This window comes from Delftia sp. UME58 (assembly GCF_014170385.1).
In the GTDB taxonomy this organism is placed as follows: domain Bacteria; phylum Pseudomonadota; class Gammaproteobacteria; order Burkholderiales; family Burkholderiaceae_C; genus Comamonas; species Comamonas acidovorans.
This window is the reverse complement of record NZ_LZZV01000017.1, coordinates 93,629-117,848: the sequence shown is the minus strand read 5'-3', so window position 1 is coordinate 117,848 and position 24,220 is coordinate 93,629. Positions and strand designations below refer to the sequence as shown.

Here is a 24,220-nt window from a genome sequence, read left to right as displayed (position 1 = left end):
TGCCCGGTGCTCAGCCTTCGCCATGCACCTTGGCGAAGGCGAGGAGCACTTCCCGCATCATCTGGCGCTGCAGCGCGGGCAGCTTCAGAAAGGCATCGAAGGTTTCGCGTTCGAGATAGGCCACGCCCTGTTCCCTCGGCCGAGGCCCGAGGCTCCAGTCCTGGCCTGGTGCAGGCGCAGTGCGAATTCGAGCTTGATACGCATTCCGAAACCCTGGATTTCCCTGGAGTCTTGATTGACTCATCGATTGACGACCCGGCTCAAACCCGTCGCCCGGCCAGCGTTCAGGCGAAGATGCTGCGCGCCTCGGTGAAGCGCTTGGCGAAATAGGTGTTGTCCATGCGCACCCGCTGCACCGTGCCGCCGCTGGACGGTGCGTGCACGAACTGGCCGTTGCCCACGAAGATGCCCATGTGCGAATAGCGCGCGCCCAGGGTGTTGAAGAACACGAAGTCACCGCGCTGCAGGCTGCGGCTGCCCACGGGATTGCTGAACTGCGCCCACTGCGCCGTGGTGCGCGGCAGGCGGTTTTCGGTGATGCCGCCCACGGCCCACTGGATCAGGCCGCTGCAGTCGAAACCGCCTTCGGGCGAATTGCCGCCATAGGTATAGGGCGTGTTGACCACAAGCATGGTGCGCGCCAGCAGCGCCTCGCGCAATTCGCCATCCAGATTGAGCGCCTGCGGCGAAGGCACCGGCGCCGGGCCCGCGCCCCTGCGGGGAGCGGACGAGCAGCCAGCCAGCAGCGCGGCGGCCGCCACCAGACCCCAGTCACGGCGCGATAGCCGCGCCCCGGTCATCGGAGACACCGCAAGGGAAGTCGAAACACCAGCCTTCATGGCGCTGCATGTTCTCACAAAGCCCCAGCGGCCAAAAGAAAAGCCGCAGGCTGCGCTGCGGCTTGGCGTGAAGGAGCGCGCGGCCCGGCGGCTCAGGCGGTGCCTATCAGAACGGCAGCTTCGGCATGCCGCCACCACCGCCCATCATTCCCTTCATGGCCTTCATGCCGCCCATGCGCTTCATCATCTTCATGAGGCCGCCGCCCTTCATCTTCTTCATCATCTCCTGCATCTGCTCGAACTCCTTGAGCAGGCGGTTGACTTCCTGGACCTGCACGCCCGCGCCATCGGCAATGCGCTTCTTGCGCGTGGCCTTGATGATCTCGGGCTTCTTGCGCTCCTTGGCGGTCATGGAGCAGATGATGCCTTCCTTGCGGCGGATCTCGCGCTCGGCCTTGTCCATGTCCACCTGGCCGGCCTTGGCCGTGAGCTGTGCCGGCAGCTTGTCCATGAGGTTGGACAGGCCGCCCATCTGCTTCATCTGCTGGATCTGGGCCAGGAAGTCGTTGAGGTCGAAACCGTCGCCGCTCTTGACCTTCTCGGCCAGCTTTTGCGCGGCCTCCATGTCCACGCCCTTGGTGACCTGCTCGACCAGGGCCACGATGTCGCCCATGCCCAGCACGCGCTGCGCGTGGCGGTCGGCGTCGAAGACCTCCAGGCCGTCGATCTTCTCGGACACGCCGGCGAACTTGATGGGGGCGCCCGTGATCTGGCGCACCGACAGCGCCGCGCCGCCGCGCGAGTCGCCGTCGAGCTTGGTCAGCACGATGCCGGTCAGGGGCAGCGCTTCCTTGAAGGCCTTGGCCGTGTTGATCGCATCCTGGCCCTGCATGGCATCGACGACGAACAGGGTCTCGACCGGCTTGAGCGTGGCGTGCAGATCCTTGATCTCGGCCATCAGCAGCTCGTCGATGGCCAGGCGGCCGGCCGTATCGACCAGCAGCACGTCAAAGAAGTGGCGCTTGGCGTAGTCCAGCGCGGCCACGGCGATGTCGTGCGGTTTCTGGTCGGGCGTGGAGGGGAACCACTCGGCACCGGCCTGGGCGGTCACGGTCTTGAGCTGCTCGATGGCGGCGGGGCGGTACACGTCGCCCGACACGGTGAGCACCTTCTTCTTGCGCCGCTCGATCAGGTGCTTGGCCAGCTTGGCCGTGGTCGTGGTCTTGCCGGCGCCCTGCAGGCCGGCCATCAGGATGACGGCAGGCGGCTGGGCGTTGAGGTTGATGTCGGCCACGCCCTCGCCCATGGTGGCGGCGAGCTCCTTGTTGACGATGGACACCAGCAGCTGGCCCGGCTGCAGCGAGCCCAGCACCTCCTGGCCCAGCGCCTTTTCCTTGACGCGCGCAACGAAGTCGCGCACCACGGGCAGGGCCACGTCTGCCTCGAGCAGGGCCATGCGCACTTCGCGCAGCATGTCCTGCACATTGGATTCGGTGATGCGGGCCTGGCCGCGCATCTCCTTGACGAGTCGCGAAAGTTTGTCGGTCAGTGCGGAGGCCATAAGCGGGGGAGGAGCTGGAGTCGTCGGAAAGGAAAAAGGCGTGCCGCAACCAGACAGCCGGGGCCCGGAGACAGGGCGGGGCCGGGTCGCGGCGCGGACCCTGCAGATCCCGGCAATTCTACCCGCTGCCCCTGGCGGGGTAAGTACCGGCCTTGCATGCCCCACGGCGGGCCCTGGCCAGCGGTAACATCACGTTACCCCATAGCTTGCGCCTATCACCCCGCAATGCGGGCTTGCCACCGCCTAGGAGTCTTCATGCCCGATACGCCGTATCGCCAATTCCTGGACCGTGTGCCCGACGGTTTTCTCCTGTTTGACGACCAGGGCTGCCTGCTTGACGCCAACATCCAGGCCTGCTCCCGCCTGGGCCACGACAAGGCAGCACTGCTTGGGCTGCGCCTGACGGACATCGGCCTGGACATGTCCGGACAACCCTTGACCGCGCTGTGGCAGGACATGGCCGTGGACAGCCAGGCCTGCATCGCCGGCCGATTGCTGTGCAGCGACGGCAGCAGTTTCCCGGCCGAGATCCATGTCTACTGCCAGTCGCCATCGGGAAGGCGGCTGTTCTTCGCCACCCTGGACGACATCAGCGAACGTGTGCGCCATGACGAACAGATCTGCCAGCTCAATATGCAACTGGAGCAGCGTGTCAAGGAGAGCACGCAGCTGTGGCAGGACTCGACGCGCCTGCTGGCGGCCGTCATGAGCGAGACGCCCGACCTGGTATTCGTCAAGGACCTGCAGGGCCGGTATGTCTTCGTCAACCCCGCGGCGGCGCGCTTTACCCAGCGCACGCCCGAAGACATCGTGGGGAAAACCGACCAGGAGCTCTTTCAGGACAGGAGCAACTTCAGCGACAGCGATCGCCGGATGCTGGACAGCAACGTCCCCGTGGTATCGGACGAGCATCTGCAGGTCGGCGGACAGCACCGCATCTTCCAGGCCATCAAGAGCCCCTACCGGGATGCCCGGGGCAACACCGTGGGCTTGCTGGGCATTGCGCGCGACATCACGCAGATACGCCAGACCGAGGCCCAGCTGCAAAAAAGCTATGACGTTCTGCGCCAGGCCGAGCAGCTGGCCCGCATAGGCAGCTGGACGCTGGATCTGGAGACCGAGCGCTTCCAGGCCTCGGAGATGATGTATGTGATGAACGGACTGGACCCCAAGGGCCCGCCGCTGACACGCCAGGCCATGCGCGACATGCTCAGCCCCCAGGACCTGGCCCGGCTCACCGCTGCCGTGCATCTGTGTGCAGCGACCGGCCAGTCCTACAGCATCGATGTGGTCCATCGGTGTCCCGACGGCCGGCGGTTCTCTGCCCGCATCCTGGGCCGTGCCCACCGGGACGAACAGGGGCGCATCGTCGCCCTGAGCGGCACGCTGCAGGACCTTTCCGAGCACGAGGATGCCCGCGCCCGGCTGGAAGCCCTGGCCGACAACCTGCCCAGCGGCGCCATCTACCGCCTCGAAGGCGGCCTGGACCACCTGCGGCTCAGCTATATCAGTGCCGGCATCGAGAACCTGATCGGCGTGCCGGCCCGCGCCATCATGGCCGACCGCCAGGTCTACCTGAATGCCATCCACCCCGCGGACCTGCCGCTCTACCAGCAGATGATGCAAAACTCGGTCGATACGCTGAGCGTGTTCGACTGCCGCTTCCGCGTGCTCAGGCCCGAGGGAGAAATCCGCTGGCTGCGCTGCCGCTCGGCGCCCCGGCGCTGCAACGAGGGCATGGTCTGGGACGGCATCATGCTGGACATCACCCGCGAGCGCGAAGCCGAGCAGGCGCTGCGGCAGGCCAAGGAAGCCGCCGAAGCGGCCGAACGCGCCAAGTCCGACTTTCTGGCCACCATGAGCCACGAGATCCGCACGCCCATGAACACCGTCATCGGCATGACGCGTCTGGTGCAGCAGACGGCGCTGACCTCGCGCCAGCGCGGCTATCTGGAGAAGGTGGAGCGCGCGGCCAACGCGCTGCTGGCCGTGATCAACGACATCCTCGACTTCTCCAAGATAGAGGCCGGCATGCTGGTGCTGGAGGAGGTGGACTTCGCACTGGACGACGTGCTGGAGACCGTCTCGGCCGCCACCGCGTTGCGCGCCGAGGAAAAGGGGCTGGAGGTGGTCTACGCGCTGGACCCGGGCCTGCCGCCGCGCCTGCGCGGCGACCCGCTGCGCCTGGGCCAGGTGTTGACCAACCTGGTCGGCAACGCCATCAAGTTCACCGAGCATGGCGAGGTGGTGGTTTCCATCCACCTGTCGCCGTCGCCCGTGGATGCCGAGATCGGTGCCGAGATCGGTGCCGAGATCGGTGCCGAGACCGATGTCGATGCACTGCACGCGCGCAGCCACCTGTGCGTGAGCGTGCGCGACACCGGCATCGGCCTGGATGCCTCGCGGGCCGAGCGACTGTTCCAGCCCTTCACCCAGGCCGACACCCAGACCACGCGACGCCACGGCGGCACGGGACTGGGGCTGGCCATCTGCCACAGGCTGGTGCAGCTCATGGGCGGCAAGATCGGCGTCTCCAGCCAGCCCGGCCAGGGCAGCCGCTTTCACTTCACAGCCAGGGTCGCTCCAGCCATGGATATGCCGCACGACGGGCACTGCACCCTGGACAGCCGCGGCGTTCTCATCGTCGATGACAACGCCAGCGCGCGCGAAGCCCTGGCTGCCATGGTACGCAAACTGGGCATGCGCTGCGACACGGCCGAGGATGGCGCGCAGGCGCTGCACATGCTGGAAGAGGCCTTGCGCCACAAATCGCCCTATGGCCTGGCTCTGCTGGACTGGCACATGCCCGGCATGGACGGACTGGAGCTGGCACGCCGCATGCGCAAGCAACAGCACCTGGCCGCGACCCCGGCGGCGCTCATGGTCACGGCCTTCGGGCGCGACGAAGTGCAGCGCGATGCCGCACAGCTGGGCCTGCGGGGGCTGCTGATCAAGCCATTGACCGCATCGGCGCTGCTGGCATCGATCCGAGAGACGCTGCAGGACCCCGAATCGCCCCAGCCCGCGGACCCGGCTGCCGGTCTGTCGCCACAGCAGCGCTACCCGGGCCTGCCAGGGCGCAGGGTGCTGGTAGTGGACGACAACGCCCTCAACCGCGAGGTGGCCACCGAGCTGCTGGAGCAGGCCGGCATGTCGGTACAAACGGCGGCGGACGGCCTGCAGGCGCTGCAGCGGCTGGACAGCCAGCCCTTCGACGCCGTGCTCATGGACCTGCATATGCCCGGCATGGACGGGCTCAGCGCCACGCGCGCCATCCGCTCGCGCAGCGCGCTGCGGCATCTTCCGGTGATTGCGCTGACGGCCCTGGCCTATGCCGAGGACAGCGCCCAGATCGCGGCTGCAGGCGTGAATGCCCATCTGACCAAACCCGTTGACGATGTGCTGCTCTACGACACACTGCAGCGCTGCCTGTCCGCGCAGCACCCCCGTTCAACCGTGCCTGCGCCGACCCCGGCCCCCAGGCCCACTGCGCCCACTGCGCCAACTCCGGCCCCAGCCTGGGACCCGGCGCGCTTGCGGCAATGCCTTGCCGGCCACTCGCCGCGCATGCTGCAGGTGATCGAAGGCTTTGCCCACGACTTTGCCGAAGCGCCGCAGAAGCTGCGCGAGGCCGTACGCCACCGGGACTGGGAGGCCGTGGCGTCGCTGGCGCATACCTTCAAGGGCAGCCTGGGCTATCTGGGCGCGGACCTGCTGGTCCAATGGTCGACCATGGCCGAGACCGGCGCACACGCCGCCCGGACAGGCGACGGCGACGGCGATGGCGACGGCACAAACGCCCGGCCAAGCACCCACATGGAATCTCTGGTCCAGGCACTGGCCGATGGATTGCAGGGCCTGCTGGCGGAAATTGCCGTGCTGTCCGGGCAGGGAGAGCTGCCCGTCCTTGCAACCGTCCCCATCGCGCCGGCCACCCCGCAGCGGCACCCGGTGAACGTTGACGAAGTAGCGTCCACGCTGGCACGGCTGCGGCTGCAGATCGCCGACAGCGACTACGCCGCCCTGGCCGAACTCGATCGGCTGCGCCCCCTGGTGGGCGAGCGCCATGGGCCCATGCTGCAGCGCATACAGCGCTGCACCGAATACCTGGAGACCGAGGCCGCACTGCAGGAACTGGACCAGTTGGCGCACAGCCTGGGCCAGCCGACGACGGCGGTCCTGGCCAGCAGCGCACAGGGGAGCGCGCAGGGAGCTGCAGATGCTTGACGCCCTGACAGGGCCGGAGCAGCCCACGGTCCTCATCGTCGACGACGAGCGGCTGAACCGCGGCATGCTGGCCGAGCTGCTGAGCCCCGACTACCGCGTGCTGCTGGCAAAGGATGGCCCCGGTGCCCTGGCGATCGCCCACCGCGAAGCCCACCGCCTGCAACTGGTCCTGCTGGACGTGGGCATGCCCGGCATGAATGGCTACGAGGTGCTGGGCGCCCTGCGCGCCCAGGAGCGCACGGCCCATATCGCCGTCGTCTTCATCACCGGCCAGAGCAATGCCGAGGCCGAGGAATACGGCCTGCGCCTGGGCGCGGCCGACTATGTCTCCAAGCCCATACGCCCCGCCGTGGTCGAGGTGCGCGTGCGCAACCAGATACGGCTGGCCCTGCAGCGCCAGGCCCTGGAGCGCCTGGCCATGGTGGACGGGCTGACCGGCCTGGCCAACCGGCGCCACTTCGACGACATGCTGGAGCGCTCCCACCGGCGGAGCCTGCGCACTGGGGAATCCGTGGGCCTGGCGCTCATTGATATAGATCACTTCAAGCAATACAACGACTGCTACGGCCATGTCCAGGGGGACGAGGCGCTCAAGGCCGTGGCCGCCACGCTGCAGCGCCATGCGCGCCGGCCCTACGATCTGGCCGCGCGCTTCGGCGGCGAGGAATTCGCGCTCATCCTGCCCGGCGAAAGCGATGCCCCGGCCATGGCCGAGCATTTCCGCCAGGAAGTGCTGCGCCTGTCCATCGCACACTCGGCCTCTCCCACGGCGCCGCAGCTCACTGTCAGCTGCGGCGTGCTCACCGTGCGGCAGCCGTCGACCGCTCCGCTGCAAGCCTGGCTGCAGAAGGTGGACGGCCTGCTCTACCAGGCCAAGTCCCAGGGGCGCAACCGCATCGCAGCAGCCATGGAGCCCTGAAAATGCGGGCCGAACCACCGCATGACACCCGGATTCTGAGCCTGCACAAGCGGCGCCGGGAAAGCCACAGCTATCATTGAACGATGCTCTCCGTCCCCCTGATTTCCGCCAACGCATCGCCCCTGGGCTGGATGCTGGCGCTTGCCGCAGCCGTGGCCTATGCCGTGCCAGCCGCCGGCGCCCGACGCATCAGCCAGGCCGGCGCCCGCGTTGCCTTGCGCCTGGCCTGGGTGCTCCACGCCCTGGCCCTGGCCTGGAGCCTGCTCGGGGAGCAGCCTCACTTCGGCTTTGCACCGGCCCTGTCCATGACGGCCTGGCTGGTGCTCACCGTCTATGGCGTCGAGCAGCAGCTGTTCCCCAAGATGCGCGCGCAGCTGGCGCTGTCCGCGCTGGGCACGGCCGCCGTGCTCATGGCCGCGCTGTTTCCGGGAACGCCCCTGCACGTCAACGCCTCGCCCTGGCTGCCGCTGCACCTGGCACTGGGCATTGCCTCCTACGGACTGTTCGCGGCCGCCGTGGTCCACGCCTCGCTGATGACACGCGCCGAGCAGCACATGCGGCTGGGCGGCGGTGGCCATGACAGCGGCCTGCCGCTTCTCACGCTGGAGCGCCTGACCTTCCGCTTCGTATCCGCAGGCTTTGTGCTGCTCACGGCCACGCTGGCCGCAGGCTGGCTGTTCGGCGAACAGCTCTATGGCAAGGCCTGGGTCTGGAACCACAAGTCCGTGTTCTCGCTGCTGTCCTGGCTGACCTTCGCCGTGCTGCTGATCGGCCGTGCGCGCTTTGGCTGGCGTGGCCGCAGCGCCGTGCGCATGCTCTATGCAGGCGCCCTGCTGCTGCTGCTGGCCTATGCGGGATCGCGCTTCGTCATGGAAGTGCTTCTGGAGCGCACCACATGAAGTACCTGCTGGTCCTGATCGTCATCGTCGTGGCTGTCGGCATCTGGCGCAGCCAGCGCCGTGCCGAGGCGCGCGAGCGGCGCCAGGCCGCTGCGCCGCGCAACCCGGCCAACCCGGCCAATGCGCCGCTGGCGGCTCCACAGGACATGGTCGAATGCGCGCACTGCGGCCTGCACCTGCCGCGCAGCGAAGCCATCGAGGCGGCAGGCCGCAGCTACTGCAGCGCCGAGCACCGGGCCCTGGCGCAACGGCGCTGAGCATGCAGGCCGCGGCCCCCCCCCAGCCCCCCACCATCGACGAGGCTGCGGCGCAGTCGCCGCACGACGCCAACGCCCCCTTTGTCCGGCTATGGCAGGGCTTCCTGACCGGCCGCGTGCTCATCGCCACTGCGCTTTTGCTGCTGCAACTGGCGCTGCTCAGCGTGCAGCCCGTTGGCAATTCCCTGGTCTGGCTGGTCTGCCTGGGTTACCTGGGGCTGACGCTGCTGCTGCGGCTGACGGCACGCGCCCAGCCGCCCTCGCCCCGCGCCGGCGTGCACTGGCTGCCCGTGATCGGCGTGGACATTGCAGCCATCTGCCTGCTGCAGATGCTGCAGACCGGGCCGCTGAACTATTCGGCCCTGCTGGCCATTCCCATCCTGATCTCGGCCGTGCTGGGCAATCTGACGCTGGCCCTGGCCACCACGGCCAGCGTGACGCTGCTGACCCTGGGCTGGGTGGCATGGCAGGACGTGGCAGGCCGCATAGAAAGCACCCAGGCCTACTACCAGGCCAGCTTTGCCTGCGCGGGCTATTTCGCCGTGGCCTATCTGACGCACGAACTGGCGCGCCGCGTGCGGCGCGAGCGCCACCTGGCCCAGCACAGCAGCCGCAAGGCCCAGACCCAGGAACAGGTCAATGCCCTGGTGATCCGCCACCTGGGCGAAGGCGTGCTGGTGGTCGATCCCCAGTTCCGCGTGCAGCAGGCCAACCCGGCCGCGCTGCACCTGCTGGGGCTGGCCGACGCGCATGCCCTGCCCTTCGCCCTCAAGGAGCATTCCGGCTGGCAGCGACTGCAGGACGCCGTGGCCCAGAGCTTTGCCCAGAACCTGCCCATCTCGGCCGCCATCCATCTGCAGTCCATCGGCCAGGAAGGCATGACGGGCCTGCACCTGCGCACCTGGCTGACCGAGGTCGCCACCCAGTCCGAGGCCGCCCACGCGGCCGAGCCCGCGCTGCTGCAGCAGCTGTGCGTGGTCTTTCTGCATGATCTGCGCGAGATGGAGGCGCGGCTGCGCACGGAAAAACTGGCCTCCATGGGTCGCATGTCGGCCGCCGTGGCGCACGAAATCCGCAATCCGCTGGCCGCCATCACCCAGGCCAATGCCCTGCTGGCCGAGGATCTGGCGCAGGACCCGGCCCAGCAGCAGCTGTGCCGCATCGTGGGCCAGAATGCCGAGCGCCTGGCACGCATCGTCGAGGACGTGCTCAACATCGCCCGGGCCCAGCAGCACATTGGCGAGGCGCATGCCGGTCTGCTGGCCCTGGACCAGCATGTGGCCCAGGTTTGCCAGGAATGGCAGGCCCAGGGTCAGCCCGTGCGCAGCATCCAGCTCCTGCTGGACGCCAGGGAGAAGACCGTGGTGTTCGATGGCGAGCATCTGCGCCGCATCCTGGTGAACCTGCTGGACAACGCCCGGCGCTACCGCAGCAACGCCCACGAACCACACACGCTGCAAGTGCTGACCGGCGCGCCGGCAGGCGGCCAGATCTGGCTACAGGTCTGGAGCGACGGCGCCGCGCTGGAGCCCACGGTGCAACGCCATCTGTTCGAGCCCTTCTTCTCTTCGGAAAGCCGCTCCAGCGGCCTGGGCCTGTATATCTGCCGCGAGCTGTGCCAGCGCTACGATGCCAGCATCAGCTACCAGCGGCTGTCGCGGCCCACGCCGCACGGCCCTGTCGAGGGCAATGCCTTCAGCATCGTGTTCCGTGCCGGCCCGGCCTCGGCCCTGCCGGCCTCCCTGTTTGACCAGATTGTGGTGTGATGCCTTTGAACTCCCTGCCCGCTGCCGCATCGATCCTTGTCGTGGACGACGAGCCGGATCTGCGCACCCTCTATGAACTGACCCTTCTGCGCGAAGGCTACCGCGTGGAAACCGCCGCCAGCGTGGGCGAGGCGCGTGAGCAATTGCAGACCCAGCGCTTCGACGTGGTCATCACCGACATGCGCCTGCCCGACGGCATGGGCATGGAGTTGCTGCAGGACCTGCGCAGCCAGCAGCGGCGCGAGCGCTGCGTGGTCATGACGGCCTACGGCTCCGCCGAGAATGCCGTCGAGGCCCTGCGCTCAGGCGCCTTCGATTACCTGACCAAGCCCGTGGACCTCAAGCAATTCCGTCTGGTCGTGGCCTCGGCCGCCCAGGGCGTGGGCGGTGTGCCGGCACCGGGCGTGATGCCGGCGCGCAGCCCCTCGGCGACGCCGGCTGCAGGCCCCGTGCTCAGCGGCGGCGGGGCGCTGGATGCCATGGTTGGAGAGTCGCCCGCCATGCAGGCCGTCAAGCAGCGCATTGCCAAGGTGGCGCGCGGCATGGCACCGGTGCTGGTGCATGGCGAGTCGGGCACGGGCAAGGAACTGGTGGCCCGCGCCCTGCACGCCTGCAGCCAGCGCGCCCACGGCCCCATGGTGGCCGTGAACTGCGGCGCCATACCCGAAAACCTGCTGGAGGCCGAATTCTTCGGCGCGCGCAAGGGCTCCTATACAGGAGCCACCCAGGACCGCGACGGCTACTTCCAGGCTGCGCGCGGCGGCACCTTGTTTCTGGACGAGATCGGCGACCTGCCCCTGGCCATGCAGGCCAAGCTGCTGCGCGCCATACAGGAGCGACGCGTGCGCCCACTGGGCTGCGCACAGGAGGAAGCGGCCGACGTGCGCATCGTCAGCGCCACCCACCGCGACCTGGCCGCCGATGTCCAGCAGGGGCGCTTCCGCCAGGACCTGTACTACCGCCTCAATGTCATCGAGGTGCTGCTGCCCCCGCTGCGCGAGCGGCGCGAAGACCTGCCCGCCCTGTGCCGCGCCCTGCTGGCACGGCTGTCGCAGGAATCCGGCCTGCCCATGCCCGAGATCGACGAGCGCTCAGTGGAGCAGATCGCCCGCCTGCCCCTGCCCGGCAATGTGCGTGAACTGGAGAACCTGCTGCACCGCGCCATCACGCTGGGCGAGGACGGACCGCTGCGCATAGATCCCGAGATGCAGCTGCCCTGCGGCACGCCGCCAGCCCCGCCTGCATCCGCCTCGCCCTCTCCCTCACCCTCGCGCCCCCTGCCGCAAGGCAGCCCGCCATCGCCAGAGCCATCCGATGCCGACCTGCCCCGCGACCTGCAGGCCTGGCTGGACGAGCGCGAGCGCGGCATCCTGGTGCAGGCGCTGCAGGAAAACGGCTTCAACCGCACGGCCACGGCCGCGCGGCTGGGCCTGAGCCTGCGCCAGATCCGTTACCGCATCGACCGGCTGAACATCGCCCTGCCCGGCGATGCCAGCGCCGAGGCGGACGGAGGCAGCCATGGAGAGTCCTGATCCGCAGGCACAAGCCACCCAGGCCCCGGCCTGGACCTGGCAAGGCGGCTGGCTGCAGCAGGCCCGCCACCTGCCCTCGCCCAACTTTGGCGAGCGCCCGGCCCAGGCGCTGGTCGATCTGGTCGTCGTGCACTCCATCAGCCTGCCACCCGGCGAGTACGGCACGGGCGCGGTCCAGCAACTGTTCACCAACCAGCTCGACTGGGACGCCCATCCTTATTACCAGGGCATACGCGGCCTGGAGGTGTCGGCGCATTTCTTCATCACGCGCCAGGGCGAGGTCTGGCAGTTTGTGGACTGCGATGCGCGCGCCTGGCATGCCGGCGCTTCCCGCTGGCGGGGCCGCGACCGCTGCAACGACGACTCCATCGGCATAGAACTGGAAGGCCTGGAGGGCCTGCGGTTCGAGGCGGCCCAGTACGCGGCGCTCGATGCCCTGTGCAACGCCATCGCGGCGCGCTACCCCGTGGCCCATCTCGCAGGCCATGAGCACATCGCGCCGGGCCGCAAATGCGATCCGGGCCCCGGCTTCGACTGGCAGCGGTTGCGCAGGCTGCTGGCCCATCACCATGCCACGGCGAACTGGCAACTGCCGCCAGGCGCGGGCCAGCCCGACACGTAAGCACACACCCTCATCGCAGGCACCGCCAGGTCTTGCAGCCAATGCCGCTTGTCCACAGGCAGAGGACAAACGGTCTGTCAATCCAGAAAGCAACCGATGTGGCGCGCCAGGCGCACGCAGCGGGTGGCTGATCATTTTTTACAAATTCACGCATGTGGCGCAGCCCCACTGTCCATGGGGCTTTCAGCGGTCCGACCGGCGCCGGGTCAAGGCTGCTGCGGCTCGCGACGGGCCATCGCCCGCAAGCCACCGCGCAGCGGGCATCTGCTGCTATTGGCTTGTATGTCGCGCACCCGTTTGGCGCAGCGCAAACAGCGGTTTTCCGGCTGTAAGTACCCCGTGTACATGAGACGGCGATACACTACAGGTAGTGCTCCAAAGCACGCTGGACACCATATCTAGTGTTCACAAGCTGTGAACACCCTGTGAAAACGGTGTGCACATCCGACCCCGATTCCATCTCCCAGCAAGCCTGCCCCAAGTGCAGGCCCGCGTCTGTTCTATCCACAAACACCCGTTGAGGAAACTCATGCAAGAAGCACTGAATTCTTTGGCTCCCGCTGCGCACGGTGATGCTGCCAATCCTTCCTCCGCCCATCACCTGTCCGTGCAGGACGGCTACCAGATCATCCGCCGCAGCGGCGATGTGGTGCCCTTCACGCCACAAAAGATCGCCGTCGCGCTGACCAAGGCCTTCCTGGCCGTGCGCGGCGCCCAGGGTGCGGCCTCCGCCAGCGTGCGCGAGACCGTGGACGAGCTGACCCAGGCCGTGGTTCGCGCACTGCTGCGCTCGCGTCCGGGCGGCGGCACCTTCCATATTGAAGACGTGCAGGACCAGGTCGAGCTGGGCCTGATGCGCGGCGGCCATCACGACGTGGCGCGCGCCTACGTGCTGTACCGCGACCGCCGCAACCAGGAACGTGCCGAGCAAAAGAAGGCCGCCGAGGCCGCAGCGGCTGCCGCCGCCGCACCGGCGCCCGTGCTGCATGTGACCGACAACGGCCAGCGCGTGCCGCTGGACCAGGCCCGCCTGCTGGCGCTGATCGAGGCGTCCTGCCGCAACCTCAACGCCGATATCCAGGCCGCCCCCATCGTCGCCGAGACGCTGCGCAACCTGTACGACGGCGTGCCGATCGAAGAAGTCTTCAAGGCCTCCATCCTGGCCGCTCGCACGCTGATCGAGAAGGACCCCGACTACACCTACGTCACCGCCCGCCTGCTGCTGCACACGATCGTGCGCGAGGTCATGGGCCGTGACGTGCAGCCGGCCGATATCCAGGCCGCCTACGCCGAGTATTTCCCCGGCTTCATCCAGAAGGGCGTGGACAACGAGCTGCTCAACCCCGAGCTGCTGAACTACGACCTGCCCCGCCTGGCTGCCGCCATCAAGGCCGAGCGCGACGAGCAGTTCGACTACCTGGGCCTGCAGACCCTGTACGACCGCTACTTCCTGCACGTGCGCAAGACGCGCATCGAGCTGCCCCAGTCCTTCTTCATGCGCGTGGCCATGGGCCTGGCGCTGCAGGAAGAGGACCGCAACGCGCGCGCCATCGAGTTCTACGAGCTGCTGTCGTCCTTCGACTTCATGAGCAGCACGCCCACGCTGTTCAACAGCGGCACGCTGCGCTCGCAGCTGTCTTCCTGCTACCTGACCACGGTGCCCGACGATCTGGACGGCATCTACGAGTCCATCAAGGAAAACGCCCTGCTGTCCAAGTTCGCCGGCGGCCTGGGCAACGACTGGACGCGCGTGCGCGCCCTGGGTTCGCGCATCAAGGGCACGAACGGCGAGTCGCAGGGCGTGGTGCCCTTCCTCAAGGTGGTCAACGACACGGCCGTGGCCGTGAACCAGGGCGGCAAGCGCAAGGGCGCCGTCTGCACCTACCTGGAGACCTGGCACCTGGACATCGAGGAATTCCTCGAACTGCGCAAGAACACCGGCGACGACCGCCGCCGCACGCACGACATGAACACGGCGAACTGGATTCCCGACCTGTTCATGAAGCGCGTCATGGAAAAGGGCCACTGGACCCTGTTCTCGCCCTCCGATGTCGGCGACCTGCACGACCTCTTCGGCGCCGCCTTCGAGCACGCCTACAAGGCCTACGAAACCAAGGCCGACAACGGCGAACTCAAGCTGTTCAAGCGCATCCCGGCCATGGACCTGTGGCGCAAGATGCTGTCCATGCTGTTCGAGACCGGCCACCCCTGGGTCACCTTCAAGGACCCCTGCAACGTGCGCTCGCCCCAGCAGCACGCCGGCGTGGTGCACTCGTCCAACCTGTGCACCGAGATCACGCTGAACACCAGCGACACCGAGACTGCCGTCTGCAACCTGGGCTCGGTCAACCTGGCGCGCCACATCGTCGATGGCGCCATCGACCACGGCAAGCTGCGCAAGACCATCACCACGGCCATGCGCATGCTGGACAACGTGATCGACATCAACTACTACGCCGTGCAGAAGGCCAAGGACTCCAACCTGCGCCACCGCCCCGTGGGCCTGGGCCTGATGGGCTTCCAGGATGCACTCTATGAAATGCGCATCGCCTACGCCAGCGACGCGGCCGTGGAGTTCGCCGACCAGTCGATGGAAGCCATCTGCTACTACGCCTACTGGGCCTCCACCGAGCTGGCCAAGGAACGCGGCCAGTACTCCAGCTACAAGGGCTCGCTGTGGGACCAGGGCATCCTGCCGCTGGACACGCTGAACCTGCTGGAGAAGGCACGCGGCGGCTATGTGGAAGTGGACCGCTCCTCGCGCCTGGACTGGGATGCGCTGCGCGCCAAGATCGGCCAGCACGGCATGCGCAACTCCAACTGCGTGGCCATCGCGCCCACGGCCACCATCTCCAACATTGTCGGCGTCGATGCCTCCATCGAGCCCTCGTTCGGCAACCTGTCGGTCAAGTCCAACCTGTCCGGCGAGTTCACCGTCATCAACCAGTACCTGGTGCGTGACCTGAAGCGCCTGGGCCTGTGGGACGACGTGATGGTCATGGACCTCAAGCACTTCGACGGCTCGCTGCGCCCCATCGACCGCGTGCCCCAGGACGTCAAGAGCCTGTACGCCACCGCCTTCGAGGTCGAGCCCACCTGGCTGGTCGAGGCCGCCGCGCGCCGCCAGAAGTGGATCGACCAGGCCCAGAGCCTGAACATCTACATGGCCGGTGCATCGGGCAAGAAGCTGGACGACACCTACAAGCTGGCCTGGCTGCGCGGTCTGAAGACCACCTACTACCTGCGCACCACCAGCGCCACCAACATCGAGAAGTCCACGGTGCAAAGCCGCGTGCTCAACGCCGTGCCCTCGGCCGCCGCCGCACAGCCTGCCGCCGTGAACACCTCCAGCGCCCTGGAAGCCGCGGCAGCCGCCGCACGCGCCCAGGCACCGGCGACGGACATCAAGTTCTGCGCCATCGACGATCCCGGCTGCGAAGCCTGCCAGTAAGCCGCGCAGCGCGGGGCCTCGCCACGGCGCAGGCCCCGCGCCCTGCCCGCCAGCCAGCGCCATGCGCAGGATCTTCGCCATGGACCTTGGGCCTGCTCAACACGCCAGGCCACCCATGGTCCTACATTGACCGGAGCAGAAAGAGAGGACTCTTTCGCACCGAATGAACTGAACATATGCCCCAGGGCATGCCGGAGAAAATTGCAATGCTGACCTTTGACGACGACGCCACCCTCTCGAACACGCCCAGCGGCGCGGAGGCTGCGCCCAGCACCACACACAAGCGCGTGAATGCCGCCGACAAGCGCATCATCAACGCCAAGACCGACGTCAATCAGCTGGTGCCGTTCAAGTACAAGTGGGCCTGGGAAAAGTACCTAGCCACCTGCGCCAACCACTGGATGCCGCAGGAAGTGAACATGAACCGCGACATCGCCCTGTGGAAGGACCCCAACGGCCTGACCGAGGACGAGCGCCGCATCATCAAGCGCAACCTGGGCTTCTTCGTGACGGCCGATTCGCTGGCCGCCAACAACATCGTGCTGGGCACCTACCGCCACATCACGGCGCCCGAATGCCGCCAGTTCCTGCTGCGCCAGGCCTTCGAGGAAGCCATCCACACCCACGCCTACCAGTACATCGTGGAGTCGCTGGGCCTGGATGAGGGCGAGATCTTCAACGCCTATCTCGAAGTCCCCTCCATCCGCGACAAGGACGAATTCCTGATCCCCTTCATCGAAGCGATCATGGATCCCGCCTTCAAGACCGGCACCTTCGAGACCGACCAGACCCTGCTCAAGTCGCTGATCGTTTTCGCCTGCCTGATGGAGGGCCTGTTCTTCTACGTGGGCTTCACGCAGATCCTTGCGCTGGGTCGCCAAAACAAGATGACCGGCGCCGCCGAGCAGTACCAGTACATCCTGCGCGACGAGTCCATGCACTGCAACTTCGGCATCGACCTGATCAACCAGCTCAAGCTCGAAAATCCACAGCTGTGGACACCCGAATTCAAGGAAGAAATCACGGCGCTTTTCGTCAAGGCCGTCGAGCTGGAATACCGCTACGCAGAGGACACCATGCCGCGCGGCGTGCTCGGAATGAACGCATCGATGTTCAAGGGCTACCTGCGCTACATCGCCAACCGCCGCGCCACGCAGATCGGCCTTGAGGCCCTGTTCCCCAACGAGGAAAACCCGTTCCCCTGGATGAGCGAGATGATCGATTTGAAGAAGGAACGTAACTTCTTTGAGACACGCGTCATCGAGTATCAAACCGGAGGCGCACTTTCCTGGGATTAATCGCTTCTCTGCAGGCACAATGCGAACCATGACGCGCTTCACGCTTTTGCAATACCGATGGTGTTGCGGCGTGGGGCGTCTCCGTGTTCATTGCGATGCGTCACTCCACATCGCTTTGGATCGCTTCGGAGCCCCGTACCCCGAAGTGTTTTGTGCAAATCAACGAAGGAGAAGATGATGGCAACTGCGAAGAAGACGGCCTCCACCAAGGCCCCCACCGACAAGAAAACCACTGCCAAAAAGGCGGCTGCTCCCAAGGCTGAAACCGTGAAGAAAACCACGGCCACTGCCAAGGCAGCACCCGTCAAGAAGGCTGCTGCACCTGCTGTGAAGAAGGCTGCAGCTCCTGCTGCCAAGAAGGCCGCTGCACCTGCTGCAAAGAAGGCTGCCGCTCCTGCCAAGAAGGCTGCTGCTCCTGCTGCGAAGAAGGCTGCTGCTCCCGCCAAGAAGGCTGCTGCTCCTGCTGCAAAGAAGGCTGCCGCTCCTGCCAAGAAGGCTGCTGCTCCTGCTGCGAAGAAGGCTGCCGCTCCCGCCAAGAAGGCTGCTGCTCCTGCTGCGAAGAAGGCTGCCGCTCCCGCCAAGAAGGCTGCTGCTCCTGCTGCAAAGAAGGCCGCTGCTCCCGCCAAGAAGGCTGCTGCTCCTGCTGCAAAGAAGGCTGCCGCTCCTGCCAAGAAGGCTGCTGCTCCTGCTGCAAAGAAGGCCGCTGCTCCCGCCAAGAAGGCTGCTGCTCCTGCTGCAAAGAAGGCTGCCGCTCCTGCCAAGAAGGCTGCTGCTCCTGCCGCAAAGAAGGCCGCTGCTCCCGCCAAGAAGGCTGCTGCTCCTGCTGCCAAGAAGGCTGCCGCTCCCGCCAAGAAGGCTGCTGCTCCTGCTGCAAAGAAGGCTGCCGCTCCTGCCAAGAAGGCTGCTGCACCTGCCGCAAAGAAGGCCGCTGCTCCTGCCAAGAAGGCTGCTGCTCCTGCTGCCAAGAAGGCTGCCGCTCCCGCCAAGAAGGCTGCTGCTCCTGCCGCGAAGAAGGCCGCTGCTCCCGCCAAGAAGGCTGCTGCTCCTGCTGCCAAGAAGGCCGCCGCTCCTGCTGCCACAAAGGCTGCTGCACCTGCTGCACCTGCCGCGAAGAAGGCCGCTGCTCCCGCCAAGAAGGCTGCCGCTCCTGCTGCTGCCAAGAAGCCCGCTGCAGCTGCCAAGCCTGCCGCAGCGCCCGCCAAGGCCGCAGCAGCTCCTGCCGCTCCCGCCAAGAAGGCTGCAGCCCCGAAGAAGGCCGCTGCCCCCAAGAAGGCCGCAGCAGCTCCCGCCGCTGCCGCGCCTGCAGCTCCCGCTGCCGCACCCGCGCCCATCGCGCAAACCCGCCTGGCTCCCCAAGCCGCATGGCCCTTCCCCACAGGCAACAAGCCCTGAGACTTTTCCGGTCTCAAAGCAAAAAGCCCGGCTCTTTGGAGTCGGGCTTTTTTCATTGTGAAGACGGCGGCTGCGCCGCCGCCTGGCGATCCCGGCTTCAGGGCTGGGCGAAGTCCAGCACGTAGTTCTGCGGGCCACGGCTGGCAATCTTGAGCGCGCCCAGGCGGTTGCCCAGTTCGGCGCAACGCACCAGGTCCCAGCCACGCTCCAGGCCGAACAGCATGGCGCCACGCCATGCGTCGCCACATCCCGTGGGATCGACCACGGCGGCGGGCTGCACCGGCGCCACCAGGGTCTTGGCGCCTTGCACCCAGACCTCGCAGCCCTCTGCCCCCAGCGTCACCACCAGGCCTTGCACCTGTCCGGAAATCTGCTCCAGGCTCCAGCCCGTGCGCTCGCTGAGCATGCGGGCCTCGTAGTCGTTCACGGCCACCCAGTCAGCCTGCTCGATGAAGCTGCGCAGCTCCTGTCCATCGAACATGGGCAGGCCCTGGCCTGGATCGAACACAAAGGGAATGCCGGCCGCCTTGAACTGCTGGGCATGCTCGAGCATGGCCTGGCGGCCATCGGGTGCAATGATGCCCACGCGCACCTGCTCCTTGAGCTCTGGCGTGATGCGGTTGCCGTGGGCCTGCATCATGGCGCCCGGGTGGAAGGCCGTGATCTGGTTGTTGTCACGGTCCGTCATGATCATGCACTGGGCCGTGTGCGTGTCCTGCAGCTGGCCGATGTGCGCGGTCTGCACGCCCAGTTCGTCGAGGCGCTGCACATAGTCGGCGCCGTCGCTGCCCACCATGGCCATGGGCCAGGCATCGCCGCCCAGCAAGCGCAGGGCGTAGGCGATGTTGCCCGCGCAGCCGCCGAAATCGCGGCGCAGCGTGGGCACCAGGAAGGACACATTGAGGATGTGCAACTGGTCAGGCAGGATCTGGTCTGCAAACCTTCCCTCGAAGGTCATGATGTTGTCGAACGCAAGCGATCCGCAGATGAGAGCGGCCATGGTGTGTCTCGGCTTTCTTGAAAAGTCAGGGGGATTCAGGGATAAAAAACCAGGGCGCGATAGCCGGCCACGGCCGCCTCCAGGCCTTGCACTTCGACCGGGGCCGTCACGCTCCACTCGCCACGGCCCTCGATCTGCGCGGGCGCGCCGAACTGGTCAAGCCGGATCACGCGCCGCAGCAGCAGCTTGTCCTGGGCATCGGTGAGCGTGAGTTCGACAGCGGGCATGGCCACGGGGAAGTCGGAACGGTTCTCCAGGCTCAGGCTCCACTGGTACTGGCCGCTGCGCGGCAGCTGCCGAAAGCCCGAACTGCCGATCACCACATCGCCGATCTGGCGGCGCGGCTGCAGCTCGCAGCCCGCCATGGCGCACAGGGCCTGCAGCGTGGGCGCCAGCGAAGGATGCTGCACGGCCAGCGCATCACGCTGGCCCCACATCACCTGGCCTGCCAATGCGCCCGCGCCCAGCAGGCTGCCCAGCACCAGGGCCACGCGCACGGCAGGCCGGCGCCAGAAGGCCTTGCGGCGCGCCTGGCGCACAAAGCCGGGCTCGGCCTCGGGCAGCGCGGCCGCAGCCTCACCGCTGCCCTCGCCATCGCTGTCGGGCCAGCGGGAGAACTCCGGCGAAGGCACGGAGGCCTGCGCCTGCGACTCCGATTCCGATTCCCGCAGCAGGCCGGTCGGCACGGACGGCGCAGGCGCATCGGACGACTTGTCGGATGGCTTATCAGATGGCTTATGGGGCCGTGTGAACGGCGCGCCTTCCTCATCCTTTGCCGGTGCGGGCACAGGAGCCGCAGTGCCAGGCTCGGGTCCGAGCAGGCCGTCAACGGCCTGCTCGGCCTGGGCGGCGGGCGGGGACTTCGGCGCTGCCCGGGACGCAGCCAGGATCTCGTCCACCAGCGACGCTCCAGGCAGCGCGCTGCCCGACTCTTCGGCGGCGCTGGCGGAGGGGTCCTTCGCGGTCACAGGGGACGGAGGCGGAGCCTCAGGAGCCGGCACCTCGGCCGGCGGCATGGACGGCGAAGGCTCGGCCCTGGCAGCCGCAGCCGTCGTTGCGGTGGATACCGCAGGTGCCGCAGGTGCGGCAGGTACAGAGGGCGCAACAGGTGCAGCAGTACCCGATGCAACCCGCCCCGGCAATCCGCTCGGCGCCGTCGGCAGCCACATGGATTCCCTGAATTCGCGGATGTCATCGTCCTCGAATTCGGCCGGGTTGTGCGATGCCCCGCCGGCCACCGGAGTGCCGGCCACCGAGGTGCCGGCCGCGTTCACGGGTGCCGTGGGCAGGGGCTGCAGGTCCTCGGAGGCATCGAACACTTCATGGCAGACGCCGCAGCGCACCCACCCCTGCGAAATTCGCAGCTGGTCGGCCACCACTTTGAAGCGGGTTCCACAGGCAGGACAGCGGGTGACTTGGCTCATCAGCGATCGATTGTAGGCAGCTGCTCGCGGCCCGCGCCACGAAGGCGGCGGCCGCGCGGGGACTAGGGCCGGAAATCAGGCCGCGCGGCGCGCGGTCATCAGGATCCAGCCATCTTCGCTGTCGGCCACTTCCAGCGCCAGGTACGGCGCATAGGCCTCCTTGAGTTCGTCGGCCTGGCGCTCCAGGATACCGGCCAGCACCAGGCTTCCACCCGCTGCCACGCGGCCGCACAGCAGCGGCGCCAGCACCTTCAGCGGCGTGGCCAGGATGTTGGCCAGCACGGTGCGGTATTCGCCGTTGCCGGCATCGGGCAGGCCCGCCTTCAGTTGCACGGCGTTGGCATCGGCGTTGTAGCGCGTGGACTCCACGGCCGCCGGGTCGATGTCCACCGCGTCGATGTCGGTGGCACCGAACTTGGCAGCGCCAATGGCCAGGATGCCCGAGCCGCAGCCGTAGTCCAGCGTGCGGCCAAGACTGCCTTGCGGCTGGCGGGCGATCCAGCGCAGGCACATGCGCGTGGTCGGGTGCGTGCCCGTGCCAAAGGCCAGGCCCGGGTCCAGGCGGATGCTCACGCGCGCCTCGGGCGGCAGCTCGTGCCAGGTGGGAACAATCCAGAATTCGGGCGTGATGTCCACCGGGGCGAACTGCGACTGCGTCAGGCGCACCCAGTCCTGCTCCGGCACCTGCTTGACGGCGATGATGCTGCAGCCCTCGAAGAAGTCCTGGGGCAGCAGCAGATCACGCGCCTCTTCGGCCGCTTGCTGCGAGGGGAACAGCGCCACCAGGCGGCTGCGCTGCCAGCCGTCCTTGGGCGGCGGCATGCCGGGCTCGCCGAACAGGGCTTGCTCGGCCTCCGTCTGCGCGTCGGCATCCTCCACCGATACGCTCAGGGCGTCCAGCGCATCCAGCGCATCGCTGATGGTCTCAACCCGGTCTTCCGGGCACAGCAGGCTCAACTCGAACATGGGCCCATCCTTTTCTATGCAATAAATGAAAATGCTGGCCGCCGTCGCCGGGGGCCAGCATGCAGGGTCAATCGGGCGACCTGCTCAACGCTTGTTGGCGTTGCGGTGCGCCAGCCACTCTTCCAGGTAATGGATGTTGGTGCCGCCTTCCATGAACTTGGCGTCCACCATCAGATCCTGATGCAGCGGGATATTGGTCTTGATGCCTTCGACCACGGTCTCCAGCAGCGCCGTGCGCATGCGCGCCAGCGCCTGCTCGCGCGTGTCGCCGTGGACGATGATCTTGCCGATCATGGAGTCGTAGTTCGGCGGCACGAAGTAGTTGTTGTAGACGTGCGAGTCCACGCGCACGCCGGGGCCACCGGGGGCATGCCACATGGTGATGCGGCCCGGCGACGGCATGAAGTTGTAGGGATCCTCGGCATTCACGCGGCACTCGATCGCATGGCCCTTGAGCTGGGCATTGATCTGGCGCTGGGTGAAGGGCAGCTTCTCGCCTGCGGCCACCATGATCTGGGTGCGCACGATGTCCACGCCCGTGATCAGTTCGGTCACCGGATGCTCCACCTGCACGCGGGTGTTCATCTCGATGAAGTAGAACTCGCCGTTTTCAAAGAGGAACTCGAAGGTGCCGGCGCCACGGTAGCCCAGCTTCTTGCAGGCAGCGGCGCAGCGCTCGCCGATCTTCTCGACCAGACGGCGCGGAATGCCAGGAGCCGGTGCTTCCTCGATGACCTTCTGGTGGCGGCGCTGCATGGAGCAGTCGCGCTCGCCCAGGTAGACCGCGTTGCGGTGGTTGTCGGCCAGGATCTGGATTTCCACATGGCGCGGGTTCTGCAGGAACTTTTCCATGTAGACGGCAGGATTGCCGAAGGCCGCACCGGCCTCGGCCTTGGTCATCTGCACGGCATTGATCAGCGCCGCCTCGGTATGCACCACGCGCATGCCACGGCCACCGCCGCCGCCTGCGGCCTTGATGATCACCGGATAGCCCACGGCCTTGGCGATGCGGCGGATCTGCACGGGATCGTCAGGCAGCTCGCCATCCGAGCCGGGCACGCAGGGCACGCCCGCCTTGATCATGGCCTGCTTGGCCGAGACCTTGTCACCCATGGTTCGGATGTTCTCGGGCGTAGGGCCGATGAAGGTGAAGCCGCTCTTTTCCACGCGCTCGGCAAAGTCGGCGTTCTCGCTGAGAAAGCCGTAGCCGGGGTGGATGGCCTCGGCATCGGTCACCTCGGCGGCCGAGATGATGGCCGGCATGTTGAGGTAGCTCAGCGGCGAAGGCGCGGGGCCGATGCACACGGCCTCGTCGGCCAGCTTGACGTACTTTGCGTCACGGTCGGCCTCGGAATACACCATCACCGCCTTGATGCCCAGTTCACGGCAGGCGCGCTGGATGCGCAGGGCAATCTCGCCCCGGTTGGCAACCAAAATTTTCTTAAACATGAAGGTCCTCGCGACTTGGTGCCTGCGCCGGTACGCAGGCCGAAGCCGTCAGTTGAGCCAATTGCTCTGTCGCGCCGCAGCATGCGTTCGCGCCAGGGCGTCGTGCCGCTTGCGGCATCGCTCGCCTGCAGGTTACTCGATCACGAACAGGGGCTGGCCGTACTCTACCGCCTGGCCGTTTTCGCCCAGGATGCGCGTGATGGTGCCGCTCTTGTCGGCTTCGATCTCGTTGAGAATCTTCATCGCCTCGATGATGCAGATGGTCTCGCCTTCCTTGACCTGGTTGCCCACTTCCACGAAGGGCTTGCCGCCAGGGCTGGAGGCGCGGTAGAAGGTGCCGACCATGGGCGACTTCACCACGTGGCCGGAGACGGCTGCCTCGGCAGGTGCCGCCACGGGCGCTGCGGCGGCAGCGGCGACCGGTGCCGCCATCGGTGCGGCCATGGGAGCCTGCATGGGCGCTGCCACATAGTGCTGCACCACGGCGCCTTCGCTCTTGACGATCCGGACCTTGCCCTCTGCTTCGGTGATCTCCAGTTCCGACACGTTCGATTCGGACACCAGATCAATGAGGGTCTTGAGTTTTCGCAAATCCATGGGAGCTCCAGCGGCTAACAACTAAATAGGGCGCGAATTTACTCCAATTTCGCCCTTCTGCGTGCTTTGAGGCATATTTTT

Annotated in this window: 17 protein-coding genes; 10 read left to right on the top strand and 7 right to left on the bottom strand. The window is 67.0% G+C overall.

Translation table 11 applies throughout. The features are described from left to right. Positions 1–284: 284 nt before the first annotated feature. Entirely contained in the window at positions 285–839 is a 555-nt protein-coding gene (locus A9976_RS07000) for a C40 family peptidase (RefSeq protein WP_183018404.1), read from the bottom strand. Positions 840–945: 106 nt separating this feature from the next. Beyond that, a complete protein-coding gene (gene ffh / locus A9976_RS06995) occupies positions 946–2,340 on the bottom strand; it encodes a signal recognition particle protein (RefSeq protein WP_012203439.1) in 1,395 nt (464 codons plus the stop codon). 255 nt (positions 2,341–2,595) lie between these two features. On the opposite strand from ffh, the gene A9976_RS06990 reads away from it, so the two are divergent. The 10 genes from A9976_RS06990 to A9976_RS06945 all read left to right on the top strand — a co-directional run bounded on the left by A9976_RS06990 (position 2,596) and on the right by A9976_RS06945 (position 18,703). After that, entirely contained in the window at positions 2,596–6,567 is a 3,972-nt protein-coding gene (locus A9976_RS06990) for a response regulator (protein ID WP_183018403.1), read from the top strand. Then, positions 6,560–7,486 carry a diguanylate cyclase domain-containing protein gene (locus A9976_RS06985; protein WP_183018402.1) on the top strand — a complete coding sequence of 309 codons (927 nt, stop codon included), beginning with the start codon at positions 6,560–6,562 and terminating at the stop codon, positions 7,484–7,486. The genes A9976_RS06990 and A9976_RS06985 overlap by 8 nt, the downstream gene beginning before the upstream one ends. 83 nt (positions 7,487–7,569) lie before the next feature. Next, on the top strand, positions 7,570–8,385 hold the full coding sequence (locus A9976_RS06980) for an inner membrane protein YpjD (RefSeq protein ID WP_183018401.1): 816 nt from the start codon (positions 7,570–7,572) through the stop codon (positions 8,383–8,385). Next, positions 8,382–8,642, top strand: a complete 261-nt coding sequence (locus tag A9976_RS06975) for a PP0621 family protein (RefSeq protein WP_183018400.1) — start codon at positions 8,382–8,384, stop codon at positions 8,640–8,642. The genes A9976_RS06980 and A9976_RS06975 overlap by 4 nt, the downstream gene beginning before the upstream one ends. 2 nt (positions 8,643–8,644) lie before the next feature. Continuing rightward, complete coding sequence (locus A9976_RS06970) at positions 8,645–10,408, top strand: PAS domain-containing sensor histidine kinase (protein WP_183018399.1); 1,764 nt, start codon at positions 8,645–8,647, stop codon at positions 10,406–10,408. Further along, a complete protein-coding gene (locus A9976_RS06965; RefSeq protein WP_183018398.1) occupies positions 10,408–11,940 on the top strand; it encodes a sigma-54 dependent transcriptional regulator in 1,533 nt (510 codons plus the stop codon). Before A9976_RS06970 ends, A9976_RS06965 begins: the two co-directional genes overlap by 1 nt. Beyond that, positions 11,927–12,562 carry a 1,6-anhydro-N-acetylmuramyl-L-alanine amidase AmpD gene (gene ampD / locus A9976_RS06960; RefSeq protein WP_183018397.1) on the top strand — a complete coding sequence of 212 codons (636 nt, stop codon included), beginning with the start codon at positions 11,927–11,929 and terminating at the stop codon, positions 12,560–12,562. The genes A9976_RS06965 and ampD overlap by 14 nt, the downstream gene beginning before the upstream one ends. A gap of 529 nt (positions 12,563–13,091) precedes the next feature. After that, positions 13,092–16,013 (top strand): ribonucleoside-diphosphate reductase subunit alpha, encoded by a 2,922-nt coding sequence (locus tag A9976_RS06955; RefSeq protein ID WP_183018396.1) that lies wholly within the window; start codon positions 13,092–13,094, stop codon positions 16,011–16,013. 206 nt (positions 16,014–16,219) lie between these two features. After that, positions 16,220–17,311, top strand: coding sequence for a ribonucleotide-diphosphate reductase subunit beta (locus tag A9976_RS06950; RefSeq protein WP_012203430.1), 1,092 nt, complete (start codon positions 16,220–16,222; stop codon positions 17,309–17,311). Positions 17,312–17,488: 177 nt separating this feature from the next. After that, positions 17,489–18,703 carry a hypothetical protein gene (locus tag A9976_RS06945; protein WP_183018395.1) on the top strand — a complete coding sequence of 405 codons (1,215 nt, stop codon included), beginning with the start codon at positions 17,489–17,491 and terminating at the stop codon, positions 18,701–18,703. Between the two features lie 97 nt (positions 18,704–18,800). Here the strand turns inward: A9976_RS06945 and A9976_RS06940 are convergent, their stop codons facing one another. The 5 genes from A9976_RS06940 to accB form a co-directional block, all read right to left on the bottom strand. Then, on the bottom strand, positions 18,801–19,703 hold the full coding sequence (locus tag A9976_RS06940) for a carbohydrate kinase family protein (protein WP_012203428.1): 903 nt from the start codon (positions 19,701–19,703) through the stop codon (positions 18,801–18,803). Between the two features lie 35 nt (positions 19,704–19,738). Further along, complete coding sequence (locus A9976_RS06935) at positions 19,739–21,127, bottom strand: zinc-ribbon and DUF3426 domain-containing protein (RefSeq protein WP_183018394.1); 1,389 nt, start codon at positions 21,125–21,127, stop codon at positions 19,739–19,741. A 75-nt stretch (positions 21,128–21,202) separates the two neighbouring features. After that, positions 21,203–22,093, bottom strand: a complete 891-nt coding sequence (gene prmA / locus A9976_RS06930) for a 50S ribosomal protein L11 methyltransferase (protein WP_183018393.1) — start codon at positions 22,091–22,093, stop codon at positions 21,203–21,205. 84 nt (positions 22,094–22,177) lie between these two features. Further along, positions 22,178–23,542, bottom strand: coding sequence for an acetyl-CoA carboxylase biotin carboxylase subunit (gene accC, locus A9976_RS06925; RefSeq protein WP_012203425.1), 1,365 nt, complete (start codon positions 23,540–23,542; stop codon positions 22,178–22,180). Between the two features lie 132 nt (positions 23,543–23,674). Further along, positions 23,675–24,139, bottom strand: coding sequence for an acetyl-CoA carboxylase biotin carboxyl carrier protein (accB, locus tag A9976_RS06920; RefSeq protein WP_183018392.1), 465 nt, complete (start codon positions 24,137–24,139; stop codon positions 23,675–23,677). Positions 24,140–24,220: the final 81 nt, after the last annotated feature.